General features: G+C 69.1%; 22 protein-coding genes. 9 read left to right on the forward strand and 13 right to left on the reverse strand.

Annotation, left to right across the window (positions count from 1 at the left end; all coding sequences use genetic code 11):
* Window positions 1-303: 303 nt before the first annotated feature.
* The 3 genes from ACFVWW_RS33245 to thyX form a co-directional block, all read right to left on the reverse strand.
* Window positions 304-1,989 carry a ribonuclease J gene (locus ACFVWW_RS33245; protein ID WP_384192008.1) on the reverse strand — a complete coding sequence of 562 codons (1,686 nt, stop codon included), beginning with the start codon at window positions 1,987-1,989 and terminating at the stop codon, window positions 304-306.
* A 136-nt stretch (window positions 1,990-2,125) separates the two neighbouring features.
* Window positions 2,126-3,025 carry a 4-hydroxy-tetrahydrodipicolinate synthase gene (gene dapA, locus ACFVWW_RS33250; RefSeq protein WP_386878325.1) on the reverse strand — a complete coding sequence of 300 codons (900 nt, stop codon included), beginning with the start codon at window positions 3,023-3,025 and terminating at the stop codon, window positions 2,126-2,128.
* 177 nt (window positions 3,026-3,202) lie between these two features.
* Window positions 3,203-4,465, reverse strand: coding sequence for an FAD-dependent thymidylate synthase (gene thyX, locus ACFVWW_RS33255; RefSeq protein ID WP_386878324.1), 1,263 nt, complete (start codon window positions 4,463-4,465; stop codon window positions 3,203-3,205).
* Window positions 4,466-4,679: 214 nt separating this feature from the next.
* Between thyX and ACFVWW_RS33260 the strand changes: the two genes are divergently transcribed.
* Together ACFVWW_RS33260 and ACFVWW_RS33265 are read left to right on the forward strand one after the other, a co-directional pair.
* Window positions 4,680-4,919: a hypothetical protein gene (locus ACFVWW_RS33260; RefSeq protein ID WP_384192017.1), complete on the forward strand. Its 240-nt coding sequence runs from the start codon at window positions 4,680-4,682 to the stop codon at window positions 4,917-4,919.
* Between the two features lie 94 nt (window positions 4,920-5,013).
* The gene (locus tag ACFVWW_RS33265) at window positions 5,014-5,562 is read left to right on the forward strand and encodes a hypothetical protein (protein WP_386878323.1); all 549 of its coding nucleotides are present in this window, start codon (window positions 5,014-5,016) and stop codon (window positions 5,560-5,562) included.
* A 63-nt stretch (window positions 5,563-5,625) separates the two neighbouring features.
* On the opposite strand, the gene ACFVWW_RS33270 is transcribed toward ACFVWW_RS33265, so the two are convergent.
* The 6 genes from ACFVWW_RS33270 to eccD all read right to left on the reverse strand — a co-directional run bounded on the left by ACFVWW_RS33270 (window position 5,626) and on the right by eccD (window position 12,807).
* Window positions 5,626-6,078: a hypothetical protein gene (locus ACFVWW_RS33270; protein WP_384337011.1), complete on the reverse strand. Its 453-nt coding sequence runs from the start codon at window positions 6,076-6,078 to the stop codon at window positions 5,626-5,628.
* A 5-nt stretch (window positions 6,079-6,083) separates the two neighbouring features.
* Entirely contained in the window at window positions 6,084-6,836 is a 753-nt protein-coding gene (gene dapB, locus ACFVWW_RS33275; protein ID WP_384192024.1) for a 4-hydroxy-tetrahydrodipicolinate reductase, read from the reverse strand.
* Between the two features lie 36 nt (window positions 6,837-6,872).
* A complete protein-coding gene (locus tag ACFVWW_RS33280; RefSeq protein ID WP_384192027.1) occupies window positions 6,873-8,252 on the reverse strand; it encodes a M16 family metallopeptidase in 1,380 nt (459 codons plus the stop codon).
* The gene (locus ACFVWW_RS33285) at window positions 8,249-10,465 is read right to left on the reverse strand and encodes a polyribonucleotide nucleotidyltransferase (protein ID WP_384192030.1); all 2,217 of its coding nucleotides are present in this window, start codon (window positions 10,463-10,465) and stop codon (window positions 8,249-8,251) included. The genes ACFVWW_RS33280 and ACFVWW_RS33285 overlap by 4 nt, the downstream gene beginning before the upstream one ends.
* 352 nt (window positions 10,466-10,817) lie before the next feature.
* Window positions 10,818-11,108, reverse strand: a complete 291-nt coding sequence (gene rpsO / locus ACFVWW_RS33290; protein ID WP_093600212.1) for a 30S ribosomal protein S15 — start codon at window positions 11,106-11,108, stop codon at window positions 10,818-10,820.
* A gap of 232 nt (window positions 11,109-11,340) precedes the next feature.
* A complete protein-coding gene (gene eccD / locus ACFVWW_RS33295; protein ID WP_384337007.1) occupies window positions 11,341-12,807 on the reverse strand; it encodes a type VII secretion integral membrane protein EccD in 1,467 nt (488 codons plus the stop codon).
* A gap of 163 nt (window positions 12,808-12,970) precedes the next feature.
* Here eccD and eccCa point away from each other — a divergent pair, with 163 nt between their 5' ends.
* The 7 genes from eccCa (at window position 12,971) to ACFVWW_RS33330 (ending at window position 21,753) form a co-directional block, all read left to right on the forward strand.
* Window positions 12,971-16,924, forward strand: a complete 3,954-nt coding sequence (gene eccCa, locus ACFVWW_RS33300; RefSeq protein WP_386878322.1) for a type VII secretion protein EccCa — start codon at window positions 12,971-12,973, stop codon at window positions 16,922-16,924.
* Between the two features lie 40 nt (window positions 16,925-16,964).
* A complete protein-coding gene (locus ACFVWW_RS33305) occupies window positions 16,965-17,465 on the forward strand; it encodes a hypothetical protein (RefSeq protein ID WP_386878321.1) in 501 nt (166 codons plus the stop codon).
* A complete protein-coding gene (locus ACFVWW_RS33310) occupies window positions 17,462-18,103 on the forward strand; it encodes a hypothetical protein (protein WP_384337003.1) in 642 nt (213 codons plus the stop codon). The genes ACFVWW_RS33305 and ACFVWW_RS33310 overlap by 4 nt, the downstream gene beginning before the upstream one ends.
* Window positions 18,103-19,800 carry a putative T7SS-secreted protein gene (locus tag ACFVWW_RS33315; protein WP_384337001.1) on the forward strand — a complete coding sequence of 566 codons (1,698 nt, stop codon included), beginning with the start codon at window positions 18,103-18,105 and terminating at the stop codon, window positions 19,798-19,800. The genes ACFVWW_RS33310 and ACFVWW_RS33315 overlap by 1 nt, the downstream gene beginning before the upstream one ends.
* A gap of 18 nt (window positions 19,801-19,818) precedes the next feature.
* Window positions 19,819-20,118, forward strand: coding sequence for a YrhB domain-containing protein (locus ACFVWW_RS33320; RefSeq protein ID WP_384336999.1), 300 nt, complete (start codon window positions 19,819-19,821; stop codon window positions 20,116-20,118).
* 6 nt (window positions 20,119-20,124) lie between these two features.
* Window positions 20,125-21,429 (forward strand): YrhB domain-containing protein, encoded by a 1,305-nt coding sequence (locus ACFVWW_RS33325; protein WP_384336997.1) that lies wholly within the window; start codon window positions 20,125-20,127, stop codon window positions 21,427-21,429.
* A 78-nt stretch (window positions 21,430-21,507) separates the two neighbouring features.
* Window positions 21,508-21,753: a DUF397 domain-containing protein gene (locus ACFVWW_RS33330; RefSeq protein WP_384192039.1), complete on the forward strand. Its 246-nt coding sequence runs from the start codon at window positions 21,508-21,510 to the stop codon at window positions 21,751-21,753.
* Between the two features lie 62 nt (window positions 21,754-21,815).
* Here the strand turns inward: ACFVWW_RS33330 and ACFVWW_RS33335 are convergent, their stop codons facing one another.
* The 4 genes from ACFVWW_RS33335 to eccB form a co-directional block, all read right to left on the reverse strand.
* Window positions 21,816-22,109, reverse strand: a complete 294-nt coding sequence (locus ACFVWW_RS33335) for a WXG100 family type VII secretion target (RefSeq protein ID WP_384192041.1) — start codon at window positions 22,107-22,109, stop codon at window positions 21,816-21,818.
* 47 nt (window positions 22,110-22,156) lie between these two features.
* Window positions 22,157-22,495, reverse strand: a complete 339-nt coding sequence (locus ACFVWW_RS33340; protein ID WP_384192043.1) for a WXG100 family type VII secretion target — start codon at window positions 22,493-22,495, stop codon at window positions 22,157-22,159.
* Between the two features lie 144 nt (window positions 22,496-22,639).
* Window positions 22,640-23,911, reverse strand: a complete 1,272-nt coding sequence (mycP, locus tag ACFVWW_RS33345) for a type VII secretion-associated serine protease mycosin (protein ID WP_384337017.1) — start codon at window positions 23,909-23,911, stop codon at window positions 22,640-22,642.
* Between the two features lie 12 nt (window positions 23,912-23,923).
* Window positions 23,924-25,477, reverse strand: a complete 1,554-nt coding sequence (eccB, locus tag ACFVWW_RS33350; protein WP_386878320.1) for a type VII secretion protein EccB — start codon at window positions 25,475-25,477, stop codon at window positions 23,924-23,926.
* Window positions 25,478-25,627: the final 150 nt, after the last annotated feature.

A 25,627-nucleotide genomic window follows, 5' to 3' on the forward strand; every position in this document is an offset into this window, starting at 1 on the left:
TTCGGTACTTCATTTTGTTCTGTACTTCGTGTTTCCAACCTTACCAGATTCATTTGGCTGTTCTTGCCTCTTGAATTCCGGTGGCCTTTGGAGTGACCTTTTGCCTTTCGGCTGCTCCGACTTTATCAGACGTTATCCGAGTCGGATTCCCCCCGTCCGGGAGGGCTCCAGGCAAGTGATTTACCCGGGTTCCCGTTCAGGTGGAGCCGTAAACGTACTGGAGCGGGGGGCGTCGATGCAAATCGAGGCCCCCCGCTCCGGGTACGGGGTCAAGCGGCAGCCGTCAGGCGGCAGTTGCCGGCGTCATACCTCGACGACGACAGGGAGGATCATCGGGCGCCGGCGGTACGTGTCCGAGACCCACTTGCCCACCGTGCGGCGCACGAGCTGCTGGAGCTGGTGCGGTTCGGCGACGCCGTCCGCGGCCGACTTGGCGATGGCCTCTTCGACCTTGGGCAGCACGGCGGAGAACGCCGCGTCCTCGATGCCGGAGCCGCGGGCCTGGAAGTGCGGGCCGCCGACGACCTTGCCCGTGGTGGAGTCGACCACCACGAAGACCGAGATGATGCCCTCGTCGCCGAGGATGCGGCGGTCCTTGAGATGGGTCTCGGTGACATCGCCGACCGAGAGTCCGTCGACATAGACATAACCGGCCTGGACCTTGCCCACGATCCTGGCCTTGCCGTCGACAAGGTCGACGACCACTCCGTCCTCGGCGATGACGATGTGGTCCTTGGGCACCCCCGTCAGCGCGCCCAGCTCGGCGTTGGCGCGCAGATGGCGCCATTCGCCGTGGACCGGCATCAGGTTCTTGGGCTTGCAGATGTTGTAGAAGTACAGCAGCTCGCCGGCCGAGGCGTGGCCCGAGACATGGACCTTGGCGTTGCCCTTGTGGATGACGTTCGCGCCCCACCTGGTCAGGCCGTTGATCACGCGGTAGACCGAGTTCTCGTTGCCCGGGATCAGGGACGACGCCAGGATCACCGTGTCGCCCTGGACGATCCGGATCTGGTGATCGCGGTTGGCCATGCGCGAGAGCGCGGCCATCGGCTCGCCCTGGGAGCCGGTGCAGACGAGGACGACCTCGTGGTCCGGGAGGTCGTCGAGTGTCTTGACGTCAACGACCAGGCCTGCCGGCACCCTGAGATAGCCCAGGTCGCGGGCGATGCCCATGTTGCGGACCATCGAGCGGCCGACGAAGGCGACTCTGCGGCCGTATTCGTGGGCGGCGTCAAGGATCTGCTGGATGCGGTGGACGTGGCTGGCGAAGCTGGCCACGATGATGCGCTTCTGGGCGCTCCCGAAGACCTGCCGCAGGACATTCGAGATGTCCCGCTCGGGCGGGACGAAGCCCGGGACCTCGGCATTGGTGGAGTCCGAAAGCAGCAGGTCGATGCCTTCTTCGCCGAGCCTGGCGAAGGCCGGCAGGTCCGTCAGCCTGCGGTCCAGCGGAAGCTGGTCCATCTTGAAGTCGCCGGTGTGGACCACCATGCCCGCGGGGGTGCGGATGGCGACGGCCAGGGCGTCCGGGATGGAGTGGTTGACCGCGACGAATTCGCAGTCGAACGGGCCGATGCGCTCGCGGTGCCCCTCGGTGACCTCAAGGGTGTACGGGCGGATGCGGTGCTCCTGGAGCTTCGCCTCGATCAGCGCGAGGGTCAGCTTGGAGCCGATCAGCGGGATGTCGGGCTTCAGCCTGAGCAGATACGGGACGCCGCCGATGTGGTCCTCGTGGCCGTGCGTGAGCACGACGCCGTCGATGTCGTCGACGCGGTCCCTGATGGTGGTGAAGTCCGGCAGGATCAGGTCGATGCCGGGCTGCTCCTCCTCCGGGAAGAGGACGCCGCAGTCGACGATGAGCAGACGGCCGTTGTACTCGAAGACCGTCATATTGCGGCCGATCTCGCCCAGACCGCCGAGCGGGGTGACGCGCAGGCCGTTCTTGGCCAGCTTCGGCGGGGCGCCGAGTTCAGGATGCGGATGACTCAAAAGACTCTCCTCACCACGCACGCCACGTGCCGCTGAGGCACGTGGCGCGCATGACATTGGTGCACTTGCTGTTGTCTGTGTGGACCGATTTCTCGGTGGTGTGCTGTCGTCGCGTATTCAGTTGTGAAGTCTGTTGTTAGAGCTGTACCCCGCCGGCCGCGAGATCGATCTTGAGCTGGGCGGTTTCATGTGCCGACAGCTCGACGAGCGGCAGGCGCAGCGGTCCGGCCGGCAGCTTCCGCAGGGTGAGCGCGGCCTTGGTGGTGATGACGCCCTGGGTGCGGAACATGCCGGTGAAGACCGGGAGCAGCTTCTGGTGGATCTCGGTGGCCTTGTGGACGTCGCCCGTGAGGTGGGCGTCGAGAAGCTCGCGCAGCTCGGGGGTGACCACATGGCCGACGACGGAGACGAAGCCGACCGCGCCGACCGAGAGCAGCGGAAGGTTGAGCATGTCGTCGCCGGAGTACCAGGCGAGGCCGGAGCGGGCGATGGCCCAGCTGGCGCGGCCGAGGTCGCCCTTGGCGTCCTTGTTGGCGACGATGCGCGGGTGCTGTGCGAGACGGACGATCGTCTCGGTGTCGATGGGGACACCGCTGCGGCCGGGGATGTCGTACAGCATGACCGGCAGGCCGGTCGCGTCGGCGATGGCGGAGAAGTGCTGGAAGAGACCTTCCTGCGGCGGCTTGTTGTAGTACGGGGTCACCGCGAGCAGGCCGTGTGCTCCGGCGCGCTCGGCCGCGCGGGCCAGCTCCAGGCTGTGGCGGGTGTCGTTGGTACCGACGCCGGCGACGATATGGGCCCGGTCTCCGACGGCCTCCAGGACGGCCCGTACGAGCTGGTCTTTCTCCGCGTCGCTGGTGGTCGGGGACTCACCGGTGGTGCCGTTCAGGATCAGGCCGTCGTTGCCTGCGTCCACCAGATGAACGGCGAGCCGCTGGGCACCGTCGAGGTCGAGAGTGCCGTCCGCCGTGAAGGGCGTGACCATCGCGGTGAGGACCCGCCCGAAGGGGGTCTGCGGAGTGGAGATCGGAGCCATGGGTAACACGCTACTCGCTGCTCAGCTCGCCGTGTCCCCTTGGGGGACGGGACAAGAGGAGCCCGGCACTGCCTGCTCGGGGGTTCAAGCAGTGCCGGGTCCGTTTGATCAGCCTAGATGAACTTCTCGAAACGCCGCAATCCGGACACTTCGCTCGGCCGACCGTACACCTGTGCTCTATGGGGCGACCCGGCCGTTGGTGTTGAAGGCCGCATGGGTGAGCGGCATGAGCTTCGCCCAGTGCTCCTCCATCCGCTCTCCGACCATCTCGATCTCCCGCTGTGGGAAGGACGGGACCTTCGCCTGTTCGTGCTGCGTGCGCAGCCCGAGGAAGTGCATCAGCGAGCGCGCGTTGCAGGTGGCGTACATCGACGAGAAGAGGCCGACCGGGAGGACCGCGCGGGCCACCTCGCGGGCCACGCCCGCCGCCAGCATCTGCTGGTACGCCTCGTACGCCTGGATGTAGGAATCCTCCATGGCGCGCTGCGTGATCTCCTGCTGGGCCGCGCTCCCGGAGACGAACTCGTATTTCCCGGGGCGCCCCTGCTGGACGAGCTTGCGCTCCTCGCCGGGGACATAGAAAACCGGCAGCAGCTCGCGGTAACGGCCGGACTCCTCGTTGTACGAATTGTGCACAACGATGCCGTTGGCCAGGAAGTTGTGCCAGGGGCCCTCGACGGACAGGTCGTAGGTCATCTCCTCGCCGTCGTCGACGACGGAGACGATGCTGTCCGGGCGGGCCACGGACGCGTCCTCCCCTCGGCCCAGGCCCGGCACAACGGGCGCCTGCGAGGGGTGCGGGGCGGTGGCAGCGGCCATGACCGCGTCCCCCACGGCCAGCTCACCGGCCTTGCGCCAGCCGTCCGGGGTCAGCACCGCGTGGTCCACCGTGGACCTGAGCGTCCTGCCCTCAGCCGTGGTGATCCTGATGAGCGGCTTCACGCCCGACTCGATGACATCGACGACGGGTGCCCGCTGAGCCGTCAGGGTGTCCTCGTCGTAGCACCGGACGTGACCGCCGTCCATGGACTCCGGCTCACGGAGGCGGGTGGCCGGACCGAGGTGCCGGAGCCGGTACAGATCCGCGATGGTCCGGCCGTGGAGGTCGCCGGCTTCGCTCTGCAGCGTGATCTCGGTGTCACCCGCGACGCACCAGCCCACGCGGTGCCGCATGAACTCGCGGAAGACGAAGATCGGGGCGCTGATGAAGAAGGTCATCGAGTTGTGCTCGAAGGGGCTGCCGTGGCGGTCCCGCATCAGGAAATTGATCAGCCCCTTGGAGCGCTCTGGGTCCTTCGAGAGCTCTTCCAGTGATTGCTCACCTGCGGTGGAGACGCGCGCGGCCCACAGCACATCGGAGTCACCGGCGGCGTGCTTCACCAGCTCGACGGTGACATCGCTGCGGAAGCTCGGCTTGGTCTCGGCGGGGGTGTCGCTCACCGGCGGGGTCCTTCCAGTCGCATCGCTCGGGCGGCGCCCACTCTACGGCTCGGCACTGACAGCGACGGACAGGGCGGCCGCTCCCGGTGTTCCTTGGTCAATTCGGGGAATTCTGGCACCGAATGACGCTGTCGTTCGTCTCACTGAGTAGCAGCCGAGCAGCGGCTGACACACCAGCAGCGTCCCGTCACCAGACCGCAAGGAGAGTTCCCCCATGTTCCGCCGGCGTGAGGCCGTCCCGTTCGCATTCGTCGCCGAGGCCGACCGCTTCCGCAGTAACGTCACTCCACCCCCCAAACCCCGGGCCGACAGGTCGCAGCTCGTCAGCCGTACGCTGATCGGGCTGACGCTCGTGGCCGGGTTCGCGGGCTCACTGCTCTTCGGACTGCCGTCGCTGGAGCCGGGTCAGGCATCCGGTCACGCTCAGCAGTCCGAGGCCTCGCAGCGCCGCTGACTCGTCCGGCCCCCCTGGGGTGGTCCGGGCAGGGGCACGCTCGATAGCCTCACCGGGCACAGCAATCGAGCGTGCTTGTGAGTGAGGATCAGTCGTGCCCCTGCCCTTCCTGACGGCCGACCGTGCTTTTGACGCGACGGACGACGACGTCGCGCTGCCGTTCGACGATCATGATCATTGGCGGCGTCCGTACCGCCCAGGCCCTTGGCGCGTGGCATCGGCCGCCCTGCTTCTGCTGCTCGCCTCGTTCATACTGCTCGCCGGAACGATCACCGCCGCCACGGGCGCGCTGCCGGGCGCCGCGCTGTGCCTGGGTCTCGCGGCGCTGGCCATCGCCGCCGCGCTCCGGCTGCTCCGCGCCGGGGCATGGGTGAGCCGGCACGGAGTCCGGCGGGTGAGTCTGCTCAGGACCACCACCGTGCCGTGGGACCAGGCCACGGCCGTCCGCACGGTCCAGCAGCCGGTGCGGTGGCTCGGGCTGCCGCGCACCGTACAGGGGCAGGCGCTCCTGCTCGTACGACGCCGGGGTGAGCCGCTGCCGCTGCTCACCGACCACAACGCGGACTTCCTGTCGCGTGGCGAGGCCTTCGACCGGGCAGCCGACACGGTCGAGGCCTGGGGCGACGAATACCGCCTGGTCTGACGCCTACAGCGGTGCGAACGGGGTCCGGCCCTCAGAGGCCGGGCCCCGTTCGTCTGTGCGGGCTCAGGCCCGTACGGGCCTGCCGTCGTGGAGCGCGATGGCGCGCTGCATGGCCTTGCGGGCGCGCGGGGTGTCCCTGGCGTCGTGGTAGGCGACCGCGAGCCGGAACCAGCAGCGCCAGTCGTCGGGTGAGTCCTCCGTCTGCGCACGGCGCTCGGCGAAGACGGCGTCCGCCGAGTCCCGGTCGATGCGGCCGCCGGGGGTACGGGCCAACTCGTCGAGCGGCAGGCCGCCCTCGGCGTCCAGCTCCGCCGCGAGCCGGTTGGCGCGGCTGACGAACTGGGTGTTCTTCCAGAGGAACCAGATGCCGATGACCGGCAGGATCAGCACCGCGACCCCGAAGGTGACGGTGAGCAGGGTGCCCTGCTGGATCAGCAGCACGCCGCGGCTGCCGACCAGGACGAAGTAGACGACCAGGACGGCGGCCGTGACGCAGTAGGTGATCTTCGCACGCATGGGTGTCAGCTCAGGTCGAGGAAGTGTTCGAGGCCGAAGGTGAGCCCGGGGGCGGAGCCCACGCGGCGTACGCCGAGCAGGATGCCCGGCATGAAGCTGCTGTGGTGCAGTGAGTCATGGCGGACGGTGAGGGTCTCGCCCTCACCGCCGAGGATGACCTCCTGATGGGCGAGGAGCCCCCGGAGGCGTACGGAGTGCACCCGCACCCCGTCGACGTCCGCGCCGCGCGCGCCGTCCAGCGCCGTGACCGTGGCGTCGGGCTGCGGAGGGCTGCCTGCTTCCTCGCGCGCGGCGGCGATCAGCTGGGCGGTGCGGTGGGCGGTGCCGGAGGGCGCGTCGGCCTTGTTCGGGTGGTGCAGCTCGATGATCTCGACCGACTCGAAGTAGCGGGCCGCCGTCTGGGAGAACTTCATGGTGAGGACGGCGCCGATGGAGAAGTTCGGCGCGATCAGCACCCCCGTCTCCGGAGAGGCGGCCAGCGAGGTGTTGAGCTGCGCGAGCCGTTCGTCGGTCCAGCCGGTGGTGCCGACGACCGCGTGGATGCCGTGGCGTACGCAGAAGTCGAGGTTGCCCATCACCGAGGCCGGGGTGGTCAGTTCCACCACGACCTGGGCGCCGGTCTCCACGAGGGTCTCCAGCTTGTCGCCCCGGCCGAGGGCCGCGACCAGCTCCAGATCCTCCGCGGCCTCGACGGCCCGTACGGCCTCGGAGCCGATGCGGCCCCCGGCTCCCAGAACGGCCACGCGCAGCTTGCTCATTGCTCTGTTTCCTTCAGCGTCGGGGGTACGGCCCGGTCAGCGGGAGACCGCTTCGTCGAGACGGGCCGCCTGCTTGTCCTTGAGCGGCCCGATGACGGACAGCGAGGGCCGCTGCCCCAGTACATCCCGGGCCACCGCGCGTACGTCGTCGGGGGTGACCGCGGATATCCGCCCCAGCATCTCGTCGACGGACATCTGGGTGCCCCAGCACAGCTCGCTCTTGCCGATCCGGTTCATCAGCGCGCCGGTGTCCTCCAGACCGAGGACGGTGGAGCCGGAGAGCTGGCCGATGGCGCGGCCGATCTCCTCGTCCGTGAGTCCCTCGGCCGCCGCGCGGTCGAGTTCGTCGCGGCAGATCTTCAGGACGTCGTGGACCTGGCTCGGACGGCAGCCGGCGTAGACCCCGAAGAGGCCGCAGTCGGCGAAGCCCGAGGTGTACGAGTAGACGCTGTAGGCGAGGCCGCGCTTCTCCCGTACCTCCTGGAAGAGCCGCGAGCTCATGCCGCCGCCGAGCGCGGTGTTGAGCACGCCGAGCGCCCAGCGGCGCTCGTCGGTACGGGCCAGGCCCGGCATGCCGAGGACGACATGGGCCTGCTCGGTCTTGCGGTTGAGCAGGTCGACGCGGCCCGCGGTGCGCAGGGAGCGGTGGCCTTCGCGGGGGGCGACGGGGGTGGCGTCCGTGCGGGACAGGGCGCCGGCCTTCTCGAAGGCGCGTCGGACCTGGCGTACCACCGTGGCGTGATCGACATTGCCCGCCGCGGCGACGACGAGATGTGTCGGGTCGTAGTGCTTCTTGTAGAAGCGGGCGATCCGGTCGCGGTCCAGGGCGTTGACGGTGTCGACGGTGCCGAGGACCGGCCGTCCGAGGGGGCTGTCGCCGAGCATGGTCTGCGCGAACAGGTCGTGCACACAGTCGCCCGGGTCGTCCTCGGTCATGGCGATCTCTTCGAGGACGACACCGCGTTCGGCGTCGACGTCCGCGGCCTCGATGAGCGAGCCGGTCAGCATGTCGCAGACGACATCGATGGCCAGCGGCAGATCGGTGTCGAGTACCCGCGCGTAGTAGCAGGTGTACTCCTTCGCCGTGAAGGCGTTCATCTCGCCGCCGACCGCGTCGATGGCGGAGGAGATGTCGAGGGCGCTGCGCTTGTGCGTGCCCTTGAAGAGGAGGTGCTCCAGATAGTGGGTGGCGCCGTTGAGGGCGGGCGTCTCGTCGCGGGAGCCGACCTGGACCCAGATGCCGAAGGTCGCGGAGCGTACCGACGGCAGGGTTTCGGTGACGACGCGCAGGCCGCCGGGGAGCGTCGTACGGCGGACCGTGCCGATGCCGTTCTCGCCCTTGAGCAGTGTTTGGGTACGGGCGACGGCCCGCGCCTCCGAGGAGGGGCGGGCCGTCGTCCTGGAACTACGCGTCACGAGGTTGCGTCGTCCTTCTTCTCCTCGGTCTCTTCATCCTCCATGACGGGGATGAGGGAGAGCTTGCCGCGCTGGTCGATCTCGGCGATCTCCACCTGGACCTTCTGGCCGACGCCGAGCACGTCCTCGACGTTCTCCACGCGCTTGCCACCGGCGAGCTTGCGGATCTGCGAGATGTGCAGCAGTCCGTCCTTGCCCGGCATCAGCGAGACGAACGCACCGAAGGTGGTCGTCTTGACGACCGTGCCCAGGTAGCGCTCGCCGACCTCCGGCATGGTCGGGTTGGCAATCGCGTTGATCGTGGCGCGCGCGGCCTCGGCCTGCGAACCCGCGGCGGCACCGATGTAGATGGTGCCGTCGTCCTCGATCGTGATGTCGGCGCCGGTGTCCTCCTGGATCTGGTTGATCATCTTGCCCTTGGGGCCGATGACCTCACCGATCTTGTCCACCGGGATCTTGACGGTGATGATCCGCGGGGCGTTCGGGGACATCTCGTCCGGGACGTCGATGGCCTCGTTCATCACATCGAGGATGTGGAGGCGGGCGTCGCGGGCCTGCTTCAGCGCGGCGGCCAGGACCGAGGCGGGGATGCCGTCGAGCTTGGTGTCGAGCTGGAGCGCGGTGACGAAGGTCTTCGTACCGGCGACCTTGAAGTCCATGTCGCCGTAGGCGTCCTCCGCACCGAGGATGTCGGTGAGGGCGACGTAGTGCGTCTTGCCGTCGATCTCCTGCGAGATCAGGCCCATGGCGATACCGGCGACGGGGGCCTTGAGCGGCACACCGGCGTTCAGCAGCGACATGGTGGAGGCGCAGACCGAGCCCATGGACGTCGAGCCGTTGGAGCCCAGCGCCTCGGAGACCTGGCGGATCGCGTACGGGAACTCCTCGCGCGTCGGCAGCACCGGCACGATGGCGCGCTCGGCGAGCGCGCCGTGGCCGATCTCGCGGCGCTTCGGCGAACCGACGCGGCCGGTCTCACCGACGGAGTAGGGCGGGAAGTTGTAGTTGTGCATGTAGCGCTTGCGGGTCACCGGGGAAAGGGTGTCCAGCTGCTGCTCCATGCGGAGCATGTTGAGGGTGGTGACGCCCAGGATCTGGGTCTCGCCACGCTCGAACAGGGCGGAGCCGTGCACGCGCGGGATGGCCTCGACCTCGGCGGCGAGCGTACGGATGTCCGTGACGCCACGGCCGTCGATCCGGACCTTGTCCTTGATGACGCGCTCGCGGACCAGCGACTTGGTCAGCGCGCGGTAGGCACCGGAGATTTCCTTCTCGCGGCCCTCGAACTGCGGGAGCAGCTTCTCGGCGGCGAGCTCCTTGACGCGGTCGAGCTCGGCCTCGCGGTCCTGCTTGCCGGCGATGGTCAGCGCCTGCGAGAGCTCGCTCTTGACGGCGGCGGTCAGCGCCTCCAGGACGTCGTCCTGGTAGTCGAGGAAGACCGGGAACTCACCGGTCGGCTTCGCGGCCTTGGCGGCGAGGTCCGACTGAGCCTTGCAGAGCGCCTTGATGAAGGGCTTCGCGGCTTCCAGACCGGCGGCGACGACCTCCTCGGTGGGAGCCTCGGCGCCGTCCTTGACGAGCTGGACGGTCTTCTCGGTGGCCTCGGCCTCGACCATCATGATCGCGACATCGCCGTCGTCCAGGACGCGGCCCGCGACGACCATGTCGAAGACGGCGTCCTCGAGCTCGGTGTGTGTCGGGAAGCCGACCCACTGGCCCTTGATCAGGGCGACACGGGTGCCGCCGATCGGGCCGGAGAAGGGCAGGCCGGCCAGCTGCGTGGAGCAGGAGGCGGCGTTGATCGCGACCACGTCGTACAGGTGGTCGGGGTTGAGCGCCATGATCGTCTCAACGATCTGGATCTCGTTGCGCAGGCCCTTCTTGAAGGAGGGGCGCAGCGGGCGGTCGATCAGGCGGCAGGTGAGGATCGCGTCCTCGGAGGGCCGGCCCTCGCGGCGGAAGAAGGAGCCGGGGATCTTGCCGGCGGCGTACATCCGCTCCTCGACGTCCACCGTGAGGGGGAAGAAGTCGAGCTGGTCCTTGGGCTTCTTGGAAGCGGTGGTGGCCGACAGCACCATGGTGTCGTCGTCCAGGTAGGCCACGGCGGAGCCGGCGGCCTGACGGGCCAGCCGGCCCGTCTCGAAGCGGATGGTGCGGGTGCCGAAGGTTCCGTTGTCGATAACGGCTTCGGCGTAGTGGGTCTCGTTCTCCACTAGTGATTTCTCCTCGTCTTCGTCCGGTGCCCGTGTGGCAGGGGACGGTGGCGGAGAAGCGTTTCCTGGGTGCGGGCCGGTCTTCGATCGAAGCACCCGGGGCGGCGGCATGGGCCGCGCCATTCCGGGAGCCACTACCGAGGACCGGCGGCGGCGGAGGACGCTCCTCCTCTTCAGTTGTGCTCGTGTGTCCAGATTACTGAGCTTCGCCTCAGGATGACATTCCGGCCTTCCTGGGCGGGGCGCTCGGTCTGCCCCGTACGGGGGTGGTCAGCGCGCTCCGTGCGCGCGCCCCGTACATACGCGAAAGGAGCGGTCCCCTGGAAGTGGGAACCGCTCCCTTCACGGTGTGTTACTTGGCGCCGCCGGCCGCACCGCGGCGGATGCCGAGGCGGTCGACGAGCGCACGGAAGCGCTGGATGTCCTTCTTGGCCAGGTACTGCAGCAGCCGGCGGCGCTGACCGACCAGGATCAGCAGACCACGACGGGAGTGGTGGTCGTGCTTGTGGGTCTTGAGGTGCTCGGTGAGGTCCGAGATCCGGCGCGACAGCATGGCGACCTGGACCTCGGGGGAGCCGGTGTCACCTTCCTTGGTGCCGAACTCGGTCATGATCTGCTTCTTCGTAGCGGCGTCGAGCGACACGCGTACTCCTCGTGAGTCTTCTTGGCCACCGAGTGCCCCAGGTCGAATACTCTGGGGAGCTTCCGTTACTCGGGAGGCGGGATCCGCTGGGCGCTGACCGCGGAGCCGGTGGCTCCGGGATCACGTACACAAACGGCCGTCGCCCAGGGTACCAGCCTGCGGGTACCGGGCTGACCGCGGCCCCGACCGCCCCTTCGCGGAGCTGCCGCGGGCGCGGCCGGCCGGACACGCGCTAACTCGTGAGGGCGCGGGCCGCGCTGAAGACGTCGAGTACGGCGAGGCAGAGCGGCACCAGCGAGAGCAGCAGCGCGCCCTCGGCGAGATCGAGGAGCCGGCCCCAGAAGGGCGAGAGGCCCTTGCGCGGGATGATCAGGCCGATCGCGGTGATCAGGGCGGCGCCCGCGGCGACGCTCGCGGTGAGCCAGATCGTACGGATGTCGAGGGGGCCGCGGTCGCCGTACATCAGGAGTTCCCTGACGGGGTCGGCGGGCGGGTTCAGGGAGAGGCCGAGGACCAGCAGCGCGATGGCGGAGATGCCCGCGACCAGCACGCAGGCGACCTGCGAGGTGTAGCGGAAGAGACGGGCGCGCAGCAGCATCGCGAGTCCCGCGGCGAGGGCGAGGAACTGGCCCCAGATGGTGTGCGAGAAGCCGAGTACGGCGGCGGAGCCGACGACGACCGCGGCGCAGCCGCCGACCAGGCCGAGCAGCATCTCGTGGCCGCGGCGGGCCTGGGCGGCGATGCGCTCGGCGTCGACGGGCTCGGCCTCGGGGGTGGTGTTCGGGTCGGCGTCGAAGTCGTCGGCGGCGCTGCGCGGGGCGGCGTAGCCGATGGGCAGCCGGGCGAAGCGGGCCGAGAGGCCGGGCAGGAAGGCGACGATCCCGATGGCGACCGGGGCGCAGACGGCGGCCGTGTCGGTGGCCGATGCCCCGGTGAGGATCGCCACGAAGGTGGCGAGGGTGCCGGCGGTGGCCAGGAAGGTGGCCGCGACGAACGGGGCGTCACCGCTCGGGGTGAGGGCGACGAGAGCGACGGACGCGATCAGGACCGTGACGCAGCCGAGCAGGAACTGGAGCCGGCCGGGGCCCTGGCCGGCGTCGGCGCCGATGATGCCGGAGCCGCCGATCAGCAGCAGCGGCAGTGCGCCGAGTCCGAGGGCGACGGCGGTGGCACGGTCCCCGTACACCCGGGCCCGGACGCCCGCGAAGGCCGTCAGCAGCAGTCCGGCCGCGCCCGCGATGATGCCGGGCAGGCTGTGCATGTCGTGGCGGACCGGGTCGGCGAACCACAGGACGAAGCCCATGAGGACGAGCAGCAGGACGCCACCGAGGAGTCCGGCGCCGCGCAGCAGGTCGTCGCTCCACAGATGACGGTCGCGCTGGACCGCGGAGGCGACGGCGTCCGAGACGTCGTCGAAGACCGCGGGCGGCAGGGACTCGGCGAAGGGGCGCAGGCTCAGCACCTCACCGTCGAGGACCTGTTGGGCGGCGAGCGTGCGGGCGCCGTCGAGCACGGTGCCGTCGCGCCTGACGAGGTGATATCCGGTGGGAGTGCCTGCCGTCTGGGTCTGGCCGGTGAGCCGCAGAATCTCCGGGTAGACGTCGGCGACGGCGATGTCCTCCGGAAGTGCGACATCGATCCTGCTGTCCGGCGCCACGACAGTGACGCGGCAGAAGCCGGTCGCTGCGGTCGTACTCACGTGTCTGGACCCCCTGATTCGCGGTTGCGCACGATGCGCGCGCCACCCTACCGGGACGGGTGGGGCATGGCTGCAAGTAGGATCACCGTCGCGCGGAGGGAGACCGTCGCCACGGGGGCGCCGGTACGGAATTACCCGTCCGTATTGAGGGATTGATGCGCCGGTGAGCCAGATCGTCGTCAAACGCCCGCCCCGGTCCCTTCCACCCGAAGTGCCCGCGGATGCAATGACCTTGGAAGCCCCGCCCGAGCTGCCACGCGGTCAGCAGGAGGGCATGCTGATGCAGATCCTGCCGGTCCTCGGCATGGGCTCTTCAGTGGTGTTCTTCTTCTCGCCCCAGGCGCCTCCGTTCATGCGGATCATGGGCGTTCTGATGCTGGTCTCGACGGTCGGGATGGTCGTCGCACAGATCGTCAGATTCCGCCGCGGTACGCAGGGGCAAATTGCCGATGTCCGGCGTGACTATCTCAAGTACCTCGCGCAGACGCGTCGTACGGTCCGCAGGACGGCCCGTGCGCAGCGCGACGCGCAGCTGTATCTGCACCCCTCCCCCGAACAGCTCTGGTCCGTGGTGGCCGAGGGTTCGCGGGTGTGGGAACGGCGCGTCGGCGACGGGGACTTCGGGCAGGTACGGATCGGGCTCGGCGCCCAGCAGCTCTCGACCCCGCTGGTCGCCCCCGACACGGCGCCGGTCGATGAGCTGGAGCCGCTGTGCGCCGGTGCGATGCAGCAGTTCCTCGCGGTGCACGGCTCGTTGGACGGGCTGCCGATGGCCGTGTCGATGCGCGCCTTCTATCACGTGACGGTCTCCGGTGAGCCGGAGTCCGCGCAGTCCGCGGCGCGTGCGCTGGTGGCCCAGCTGGTGACGCTGCACTCCCCCGAGGATCTGCTGGTCGCGGTGGTGGCCGCGCCCGGCGCCGTAGCGCGCTGGGACTGGGCGAAGTGGCTGCCGCACACGCAGGTGGCGGGGCAGATCGACGGGGCCGGTACGAAGCGGCTGTTCGGCGATGACCTCGGGGAGCTGGAGGCGCTGCTGCACAGCAGGCTCGACGGGCGTCCGCGGTTCGGCCGGGACAGCCAGCCGGTACTGGACCAGCCGCATGTCGTCGTCGTGCTCGACGGCGGAATGGTGCCGCCGGACTCGCTGTTCGCGGCGGCCGAGGGCGTCCAGGGCGTGACGATCGTCGAGGTCGTGTCCGGCGAGCTGGACGAGCCGCGGGGCGGTCTGTCCGTGGTGGTGCGGCCGGGGCGGCTGCGGCTGGAGTCCGGTGCGGGCCTGGCGTACGAAGGTGTGCCCGACGGGATCTCGCTGCCCGCCGCCGAGGCGCTCGCGCGGCAGCTGGCGCCGCTGCGTACGGGCGGGGGCGACGACGACGAACCGCTGCTCGCCAACCTCGACTTCACGGATCTGCTCAATCTGGGTGACGCGGCGGCCGTCGACGTCACCCGGACCTGGCGGCCGCGGTCGACGGCCGAGCGGCTGCGGGTGCCGATCGGTGTCGGCGAGGACGGCCAGCCGGTGATGCTGGACCTGAAGGAGGCCGCGCAGGAGGGCATGGGACCGCACGGGCTGTGTGTCGGCGCGACCGGTTCCGGCAAGTCGGAGCTGCTGCGCACGCTGGTGCTGGGTCTCGCGGTCACGCACTCCTCGGAGACGCTGAACTTCGTCCTCGCGGACTTCAAGGGCGGCGCGACGTTCGCCGGGATGTCGCAGATGCCGCATGTCGCGGCGGTCATCACCAACCTCTCGGACGACCTGACGCTGGTCGACCGCATGGGTGACGCGATCCGGGGTGAGCTGCAGCGCCGCCAGGAGCTGCTGCGCTCGGCGGGCAACTACGCCAATATCCACGACTACGAGAAGGCGCGTGCGGCCGGCGCGGCGCTGGAGCCGCTCGCCTCGCTCGTCCTGGTCATCGACGAGTTCTCCGAACTCCTCACCGCCAAGCCCGACTTCATCGACATGTTCATCCAGATCGGCCGGATCGGCCGCTCCCTGGGTGTGCATCTGCTGCTGGCTTCGCAGCGCCTGGAGGAGGGCAAGCTGCGCGGGCTCGACACGTACCTCTCGTACCGGATCGGTCTGCGTACCTTCTCGGCGGCCGAGTCGCGTACGGCGTTGGGCGTGCCGGACGCGTACCACCTGCCCTCGGTGCCCGGCTCCGGCTATCTCAAGTTCGGCACGGACGAGATGACCCGCTTCAAGGCGGCGTACGTCTCCGGTACGTACCGCACCGGCGGCCCGGATCTCTCGGTGGGACAGCTGCACATCGAGCGGCGGCCCGCGCTCTTCACCGCGACGCCGGTGCCCGTGGTGTACGCGGCTCCGGACCTGACGGCCGCGCTCTCGCCCACCACCTCGGAGGACGACGCGCTCGCGGACACCGTGCTGGATGTGATCGTGCGCCGGCTCGACGGGCAGGGGGTGCCCGCGCATCAGGTGTGGCTGCCGCCGCTGGACGAGGCGCCGACGCTGGACCAGCTGCTGCCGGGTATCGCGGTGACCGCGGAGCGCGGGCTGAACGCGACCGAGTACACCCGTCCGGGTGGTCTCGCCGTCCCGCTCGGTCTGATCGACAAGCCCTTCGAGCAGCGCCGTGAGGTGCTGTACCGGGACTTCTCCGGCGCGGCCGGCCATATGCTCGTCGTGGGTGGTCCGCAGTCCGGCAAGTCGACGCTGATGCGGACCCTGATCTCGTCGTTCGCCCTCACCCACACCCCGCACGAAGTGCAGTTCTACGCGCTGGACTTCGGCGGCGGCGGTCTCTCCTCGCTGTCCGACCTGCCGCATGTCGGCGGTGTCGCGTCCCGGCTCGACCCCGAGCGGGTGCGGCGCGCGGTCGCTGAGGTGCTGGGGGTGCTCAACCGGCGCGAGGAGTTCTTCCGCGCGAACGGCATCGACTCGATCGGCACGTACCGCCGCAAGCGCGCCGCCGGTGAACTGCCCGGCGAGGCCTGGGGAGATGTCTTCCTGATCATCGACGGCTGGGGCGGCTTCAAGAACGACTACGACATGATGGAGCCCGTCATCTCCGACATCGCGGCGCGCGGTCTCGGGTACGGCATTCATGTCGTCGTGACCGCCGCCCGCTACATGGAGGTGCGCGCGGCGCTCAAGGACCAGATGCTCGGCCGGCTCGAACTGCGGCTCGGTGACGTCATGGACTCCGAGTTCGACCGCAAGGTCGCGGCGAATGTCCCGACCGGGGTGCCGGGCCGTGGCCAGGTGCCCGAGAAGCTGCACTTCATGGGCGCGCTGCCGCGGATCGACTCGGTGAGCGACGCGGCGGATCTCTTCGACGGCACGGCGGCGTTCGTCAGGACGGTGAAGGAGAGCTGGGCGGGTCCGGCGGCTCCGACCGTACGGCTGCTGCCGCGCAGGCTGCCCTCCGAGCAGCTGCCCAAGGGCTTCGAGTTCCCGCAGCACGGCATCGCGATCGGTATCGACGAGACCAATCTGGAGCCGGTGTTCGTCGACTTCGAGACCGACCCGTTCTTCATGGTCTTCGGCGAGAGCGAGTCCGGGAAGACCGGGCTGCTGCGGCTCATCGCCAAGCAGATCGCCGAGCGCTACACCCCGGAGCAGGCCCGCATCGTGGTCGGCGACTACCGGCGCACGATGCTGGAGGCCGTACCGGCCACGCACCTGCTGGAGTACGCGCCGATGGCGTCGGCCATGCAGATGCACATGGACGCCATCGGTACGGTGATGACGAAGCGGGCACCCAAGCCGGACATCACTCCGCAGCAACTGCGCGACCGCAGCTGGTGGAACGGCCCGCAGCTATTCGTGATCATCGACGACTACGAACTGGTCGCGACCAACTCCGCCAACCCGCTGGCCGTCCTGGTGGAGAACCTGCCGTTCGCCCGTGACGTCGGCATCCGCTTCATCGTCGCGCGCAACGCGGCAGGGGCGTCCCGCGCGATGTACGAGCCGTTCATGCAGCGGATGAAGGAGCTCGGCGCACAGGGGGTGATCCTCTCGGGCGACCCCGGCGAGGGCGACATCCTGGGCAACGTCCGCGCCCGCCCGATGCCCCCGGGACGAGGCACCTTCGTCTCCCGCAAGCGCGGCGCACCACTGGTACAGCTGGGCTGGCTGGCGGACCGGTAGGCGCGGGGCACGTACGACGGGACGAACTACGGGGGACGGCATGGAATTCGACGAACAGTGGGATCACCTGCGCGCCGAGTCCACCGAGCGGACGGTCCGGGGCGATACGTCGGCCGCGTCCGGGGCCGTCCCGGCCGGGCGGGCCGAGCCGGAGATGGACAGAGACGCCGCCGAGGGGGCGCGCGAGGCCGTCCTGGAGCGCCTCGCGCACTTCCGCAGTACGGCGGTGCTGGTGCCGCTGGACGTCAAGGGCGGCCTGTGGACGGCCGGCTTCGGCGGGATCAGCTGGATCTGCGCGTTCTCCGACGAGTCCGCGCTGAGCAGGTTCGCCGAGGCCCGCGGCGACACGGCACGGGCGTGGCCCTACCGCACGGTGCTCGGGGCACGGCTGCTCGACGAAGTGGTGCCGGCCGTCGTGTTTCCCTGCGGGGTCGCACTGAACGCCGCCGGTCCGGACAGGGCGATGTTCCCGCCGGTCAAGGGGATCGTGCCGGACACGGCGGCGGTCGACAGCGACGCGTACCGAGGGGCTGTGGCATGACCGGGCAGGATCCTGATCTCGCGGCGCCCGAGGAAGCACTCGGCCTGATCGCCAAAGGCATCACCGGCACACTGGGCGAGCTCAAAGAACTCGGCATGGTCGGCGAGGCGAGTATGGGACGGGGTTTCTCCGACCTGTCTCTGACCGGCATGGAGACCGGGCACGAAGGGCTGACGTCCACGCTGCGGGGCTTCTGCGAGCGATGGGAGTGGGGCGTGCGCGCGCTGGTGCAGGAGGGCAACGTATTCGCGCAGGAGGTCGGCCTGTCCGCAGGCGTCTTCCACGAGCAGGAGCAGTATCTGCAGGGCAGTTTCAAAGTGCTGACGAATTCGGCGATGGGCAATCCGTACGCGACCGAGGACGAGATCATCGAGAAGGACTGGAGTGAGGTCCTCTCCAACAACGCGTACACGCAGGTCCGCGACGCCGACTACAGCGCCGAGTCCTTCCAGAAGGCCGACGAGAACAGCGTCCAGGCGTGGAAGAACACCATGTGGGACGTCAGCACGTCCACCGTTACGCCGACGAGCGGCATCATCGACGCGGCCGGGCTGCGTGACGAGATGGACGAGGGGATGCGGGGCGCTTTCGGCCCGTCGCCGGAGGAACTCGCCGCGCAGCGGGATGGGCAGGGCTGATGGGGATCGGGGATCTCTTCGATGGCGGCAAGAACCTCCTCAACGAGGGTCTGGGCACGCTGGAAGAGGGCGTCGAGGCCGGTAAGAAGGTGGTTGGCGAGGGTATCGACTGGACCACCGACCGCATCGGCGAGGACCTGGAGTACCTCGGCGCGGAGGGCCTCGCGGACAAGGTGACCGACTGGGGCGACAACACCGCCTCCGGCCTCGGCGCCTCAGTGAGCGAACAGCGGCTGGGCCAGACCGACCAGGCCAACGAGCTCATCCATGGCAAGCCCGCGGCCATCCGCGAGAGCGCCGGCCATATGAAGGACTTCTTCGCCGCGTTCGACAGGGTCGGGCAGGGCATGAAGAAGCTCGACTCCGCCCATTGGAAGGGGGAGTCCGCCGAGGCGTTCCGCGAGAAATTCGCGATGCATCCCATCAAGTGGCTGCGCGCAGCGGACGCATGCGAAGCAGCCGGCCAGGCCCTCGTCACGTACGCGGAGGCCGTCACCTGGGCACAGGGCCAGGCCCAGGAGGCGATCGACCTCTACAGGAAGGGCAAGGAAGCGTCGGCGAAGGCAGCCGACGGCTACAACAAGACCATCGATGCGTACAACGCCGATATCAAGGCAGACCGGGATCCCGGTCCCCAGCCGGAGCCGTTCAGCGATCCCGGCAAACACGACCGTGATCGCGCTCACGAGATCCTCGACGACGCCCGTCGACAGCGCGACGAGGTCGCCGCCGCGACGCAGAAGGTCGTCGACGCGGCGATGGCGCACGCGCCCAAGGAGCCACCGCCGCTGGACCGGGCGACCGCCATGTATCTGGACGGCATGGGTGCGCTGACCGTGGAGGGCGCCCATGTGGTGGGCGGTGCCATCAAGGGAACGGCCGGCATCGTCAACTTCGCCCGCGGTCTCAACCCGCTGGACATCTACAACATCACCCACCCGGCGCAGTATTCGCAGAACGTCAACATGACCCTGGCCGGGCTGGTCTCGACGGCCGCGCACCCCGAGCGTATTCCGGGTGCGCTGATCGACAGCTTCAAGAAGGACCCGAGCGAGGGACTCGGCCGACTCCTTCCCGAGCTCATCGGCACCAAGGGCCTCGGCAGCGCACGTGCCGGGGTGCGCGTCGCCGCCAAGGAAGGCGCCGAGTCGGCGGTCGAGTCCGGTGTCGCCAAGGCAGCGAAGGAGGCGCCCGAGCCGAAGGACTGGAGCGAGCTCGCGCAGCCCAGCAAGGGCATTTCGGAGAAGGCGATCCACGCAGATTCAGTCCCGGGGCACAAGGCTCAGGAGTTCCTCGACGAGGAGTTTCCGTGGCTCAAGGACATGAATAACTACCCGGCGCAAGGCTACACACACAACTGTACGCACAATGCGGTGACCGTGGATCGCCGCCTGGACGGCATCGAGGTCTCGGCGGCACCGAAGGCCGGTCCCGGCGAATTGCCGCTCAAGGAACTTGGCGTGAAGCCGGACGCGCACAAGACGGTGGAAAGCTACGACGACATAGTCCGCGATCTCAACAACCGAGGAGAGGGTTCGCGAAGCATCGTCACCATCGTCCGGGACAATGGCACCGGGCATGTCTTCAATGCCGTGAAGACCGAACACGGGGTCGTGTTCTTGGACGGTCAGACCGGCTCGCTCGGAACGCTTGAGTCCACCGGCGTCAAACAAATCGGCCATGTCCCCTACCGCTGACACTGACAGGACTTAGGAATGCTCTCCCGAAACGATGCCGTCGAGGCGGCTCGCCCCTTCCTCACCCAGGTCTTCGCCTATGAGCCGTACACGATCGTCCTTCAGCCGGAACTGAGTGTGGAGTACCCGACAGCCTGGGCGATCAGGTTCGACTCGCAGGAACACCTCGATACCGGCGACATGCTGCGCGCCCCGTTCACGCGGGTCGTGATCGTGCCGAAGGACGGTTCGGCTCCGCATTTCGCGCCCTCGAACCTTTCGGTGAACCAGTACAACGACTATCTCGCCCGCGGCGACTGGCCGCCGGCCAAGGGCTGAGCCACCATGTTCGATCCCCAGCAACAAGCGCAGCGATGGCTCGACGCCACATACCGCGGTCTCGTCGAGCTGGCCTCCCCCCGGCCGGTCGCCGAGGACGCGCACACCTGGCTCTTCGCCTGCCGTACCGGACCGCAGCCCGGCTATCCCCGCACGCCGATGCTCGCGGCGTCCGTCGCGGTACCCAAGAACGGCATGCCCCCGTTCCATCCCGCCGCGAACGACCCGTGGGCCGATCTGGCCGCGTTCGGCCGTGCGCCCAGCCCGCGCGATCCGGCCGGGCAGGCACGACGGCTCAACTCCCGGGGCTGCACGGTGACCGTGGCCGCCGCGCTGAACGGCGGTCCGGCCAGTCCGCTGCCCTGGTCGCCCGCGCACGAGGCGCCGGGGTGGTGGGAGCTGCTGCTGAAGCGGTACTTCCCTACCGCCGAGCAGCTGTCCTGCGCGGGGTGGGACGAAGTGATCGCCGCGGCTCGCGAACCGGGCCCCGGCACCCAGGGCGTGGTGTGGGTGCGCCGGGAGATCGCGGGTGTGGAGGTCAGCGGCCATCTTCTGTACGTGCACAACCATGACGGACAGGTCGTACTCCTCGACGGCATGACGGGTGGGCTCGCCCGGCTGGAGACCGCGGGGGTACGGACGCTCGTGTTCGCGCGAACGCGACGGACGGCTCCGGAGTCGAGCCCGGCGCCGGATCTCTGGCGGCAGCCCGCAGAGGACTTCCGTACCGCGGTCGAGAAGGCCGAGGCATGGCTGCTCCGCGCCTACGACGAACCGGTGGAGTTGGTCGCTCCGGATGCCGCCGACGAACTGGACCGCGGCTGGCTGTTCGCCTGCGAGACAAGGGAGTTCCTGCACACCGGCGACTGGTCGCGGTCCATGCTGGACGCCGCGGTTGTCGTACCCAAGACGCAGGGCGAGCCGTTCTGCCTGCCCAACTCGGCGCCCTGGTCATGGCTCGACGCGTGGAACCGCGGCGAGGAGCCGGGCGTCGGCACCTTTCCGTTCCCTCCTCGACCGGGGCCCGCGTCCTGGCTGGCGCCTACCTTGCGCGAGCTGGGACAGCGGATCTCGGCAACGGAGCACATCGGTTGGGACACTCTGCTCGACGAGTTGTCGGCGATGCCGGTGGGTGCCCGCGCCCTGATCTGGGTGCGCCGGAAGGACACGCGGGGGCGGGAGTCCGTGGGTCTGTTGCTCACCGGCTACCGTTCCGAGCAGGGGACGGGTGTGGTCGATGGCGGGACCGATCCGATCACGGATCTCAATGACGTGGCGGCCCACGGCTTCCGTCTGATCCGGTATCGCTGACACGCCGCCCCGGATATCGGCGCCCACGTACTCTGAGGAACGTAGTCGTTCGCAATACCCCCGGGAGGGACCGCGCCGATGGCCGACGCAACGGACAAGGAACGTCAGAAGGAAGAGCTCTACGCCCTCGACATCTCCGGAGTGGAGTGGCTCGGCGCGCCCGGGACCGGGGAGGACGAGGAGCGGGTCGAGATCGCCTATCTGCCGGGCGGGGGCGTCGCGATGCGGTCGTCGAAGGACACCGAGACGGTGCTGCGGTACACGAAGGCGGAGTGGGACGCGTTCGTGCTGGGCGCGCGGGACGGCGAGTTCGACCTGAAGTAGAGATGACGAAGGGGGTGTCCGCCGCCGCGGACACCCCCCTTTGTCGCGTACCCGGCAGAGCGCTACATCTGCATGCGGAAGCGCGCCGCGTTGCCCTTGTCGGTGTCCTGGTAGCCGACGACCGACTCGTAGAGCAGTGTGGCGATCCGGTTCAGGTCCTGGTTCATGCCGTCCATCTGCTGGGTGAGCACGAGCTGGCTCTCGTGGTAGGCGGTCTTGGCCTCACCGTCCCAGTTCTGGGCGACCCGGTTGACCTGGCCCATCAGGGTCTCGAGCTCCTGGGTGAGCTGAGTGGCGGTCAGCCGGACGTCACCGGCCGCCTGGGTCACGGTGTCGTAATTGACGGCAGTGGTCATGTCATGCTCCTCAAGACGGAATGCGGCGGAAGGTGGCGGACGGCTGGTCAGGCCATGCCGAGGATGGCGCTCTGGCCCGCCGTGGTGTCGTCCATCCGCCGGAAGGACGCGATGCGCTCCTCTTCCTGCTGGGTGAAGCCGTCGGCGCTCATCCGCATGATTTCCTCGAGCTCGATCAGCTTGACGCGCATGTCCCGCAGACGCTTGTTCAGGCGTTCCTGGACGACGTCGTACTCCCGGCTGGCGGCGCCCTGCCAGCCCGCCTGGATGCGGTCCACCACACCGTTGAGGGAGGTGATACGGCTCTGCAGCTCGTCGTGGAAGCTCTGGATCTTGTTGGCGAGGAGGACCTGTTCCTCAGTGGTTACATTCAGATCCTTCGACATCTTGCCCCTTCTTCCTGTCTTCCTGCATGTGCGCCCCGGAGGCGCTCTGGACGGGAAGCATCTGGATGCCGCCCCCGTGTGGAATCACTCGCATGACCCCGCCGGTAACTTTAGCTACTCGGTAGGACAGTTCCAACTGCAAAGTCATTCATGGAGAGTTGGCCGACGCGCGGCCCGTCGGGCCGCCTTCCCGCGGCTGTCCCTGATGACCGTCGCCGTGCCCGCGACGACCGCGACCAGTACCCCGCCGATACCGAGGGCGTAGGTCGCGAGGCGCTCCGTGCGCTCTTCGGCGGTCTCGGACATCGCCAGGTGCGCGGGCTCGGGAGCGGGCGGCTTGGGCGGTCCCGGGTCGGGCCGGGGGGACTGGGGCGCGCGGTCGTCCTCGTTCAGGGCGCGGACCGGATCGATCACTCCCCAGCCGACGAAGCTGTCTTGGCCGTTGATACTGCGCTCGGCGGTCTGCTCGATCTGGGCGACGATCTCGTGCGCCTCCCAGTCACCGTGCTTGGCGCGCAGCAGCGCGGCGACCCCGGCGACGTACGGGGCGGAGAAGCTGGTGCCGTTGTCCACGCACTGGCCGTAGCCGGGAACGGTCGAGACGATGTCCACGCCCGGCGCCGCGACCCCCACGAAGTCACCGGACTGGGAGAAGGCCGCGCGTTCGTTGTTGCGGTCGGAGGAGGCGACGGCGAGGACCCCGTCGAAGGCCGCGGGATAGGTGTTCTTGAGCTTGCCGTCCATGCCGTCGTTGCCGGCCGAGGCGACGACGACGATCTCCTTGTCGAGCGCCCGCCGCACGGCCTGCCCCAGGGTGGAGTCCGGCGTCAGGGGTTTCGTCGTGTCCTGGGAGATGTTGATGACATCGGCGCCCTTGGCAATCGCGTGATCGATCGCCTCGGCCATCGTGGTGTCCTTGCCGCTGTTCTTCTCGTCGTTCTGGCGGATCGGGATGATCGTGGCCTCGGGGGCGAGCCCCACGAAGCCGGTGCCGTCGAGGGGGCGCGCGGCGATGATCCCGGCGACCTTGGTGCCGTGGCCGACCTCGTCGACCGTGCCGTCACTCGTGCCGCCCTTGAGGAGATCGGCGCCCGCGGACGCGTCGACCGCCGACTTGAGCTGGGGGTGGGCGTTGTCGACACCGGTGTCGATGACGGCGACCTGTACGCCCTTGCCCTTGGTGTCCTGCCACAACTCGTCGAGCATCACCCGTTGAAGGGCCCACGGGGTGCCCGCGATCTGCTTCTTCATCGGGAAGGCGCATTCGCCACTCCCGTCCAGCGCGAGCGGCGGAGGCGCCGCCGGGCGCGGTTCCCCGGCGTACGCGGCCGGGGGCAGGGCCGTCAGGCCGGTCAGGGCCGTGGCGCAGACCAGCAGCGCGGCCTTCGTGTGCCGGGCAGGTGTTCGGTTCGGCATCATCGCACTCCCCTACGAACCCTGGGGCTGGCGGGCGCTGTTGGTGTCGAGCCGCGGGCCCTTGGACAGGAACTCCGACCAGGCGATCGGGACAAGAACGGGGGTGACCTTCTCGTAGCCGAGGCGGACCTGCGCCTCACTGGGCTCGGGCCGGCCGTCCTGCTGTTTCTGGCCGCCGCCGGTGCCGATGTCGGAACGGGCCGCGTCACTGTCGCCGTTCGCCTGGACCGCGTACCGCAGCCCGGTGTCCGTCACCAGGAAGAGCGATCCGTCGGGGGTGGTCTGCCGGCCCCGGACCTGGGTGAAGAGCAGACCGCTGCCGGGGGTGACATAGGTGCTGGTGCCGCCGGCGGTGATGTCCGCGGGGTAGGCCGTACCGGCCCAGGTGGACAGCGTCGGGGTGCCCTTGCCGTCGACCTCGCGCAGCACACTGCACACCGTGTCGCGGGCGCCGTCGCCGCCGATCGCGTTGACCTGGTCGGCCCTCTTGTCGGGCCAGCGCGGGGCCTGTCCCGCGAAGGTCTTGGAGTCGGGGACGAAGTCCTGGAGGCCGACCGAGCGCGCCTCGCTGGTCAGATCCAGCTCCGCGGTCTGCGGAGAGTTGATCAGCAGCCAGGCGGTGAACTCGGAGATCGGCTGTACCTTGCCGGCCAGCACCACGTAGTGGCTCGTGCCGTCGCCGGTCTCGGTCTTGAGGACCATGCCGATCTTGTTCTCTTCGGGGGACAGCTGCCCCTGGACGTTCGCCGGCGTGCCGACCTCCCCCGGGATCTCGGGGAAGGTGACCGGGCTGCCGGTGTGCAGCGTGGCCAGCCAGTCGTCGGTGACGGCCTGCGGCTCGCGGCTGCGGACCAGGGCGTTGGTCAGATGCCCGTCGTCGTCCGCCGTCTCGGCGATCAGATACTTGGTGCCGCCCGCGTCCACCAGATAGCGGGCGCCGTCCTGGCCCTTGACGTACAGCACCTGGCCGCCGGTCAGCCGCTGCTTCCCCTCGGTCTTGGCGAAGTCGCGGTCGGCGAAGACGAAGGCTGCCTTCTGGACGCTGCTGCCCTTGCCGCCGCCGGGCTGCTCGCAGACGGCCCACCGCTTGGGCTCGGCGGCCTCCTTGTCGGTGGGCAGCCGGTCGGGGGCGTACGGAATGCCGAGGATCGGACCGCGCGGCGGCTTCCCGGAGTCCAGGATCTTGTCGGGGACCTGGATGACCGCGAACTGCTGCGGGGTGAGCAGCAGTCGGGCGGAGGCGAGGTTCAGGACCGGGTGGAGAAGGGTCTCCTTCTCCTTGCCCTTGCCCGGGGTGTTCAGCACCACGTAGCGGGTGGTGGAGTCCTTGCCGACGATCACGTTCTTGTTCGGCGCGGCCCAGTCCTTGGGCGCGGTGGGCTTGAACATGCCCCAGGCGCCGAACCCGGCCAGGATGAGCGCGCCGACGATCAGGCTCGGGACGACGGCACGCAGCGGCCTGGGCGCTCCCTCCTCCGTACCTGTGGGTGATGGTTGGAGAAATGCGGCCACCGTGCGCTTCTTCGCAAAGGTGTACGCGTTGAGCTCATCCCGCCGTGATGCCATGAGTCCCCATCGGTGAAAAAAGGCGCGGTCTCCCCGCAGCGGCAGGGCGAATCGGTGTGTCCCCCGGGCCCCGCCTGACTGTCGGACCGGCCCCCTACTATGCCTGTAGGCCGGGTGTGCGTGTGTGGCGGGTAGGGTGATCCAGCTGCC

Source organism: Streptomyces sp. NPDC058198 (assembly GCF_042882605.1).
Taxonomy (GTDB): Bacteria; Actinomycetota; Actinomycetes; order Streptomycetales; family Streptomycetaceae; genus Streptomyces.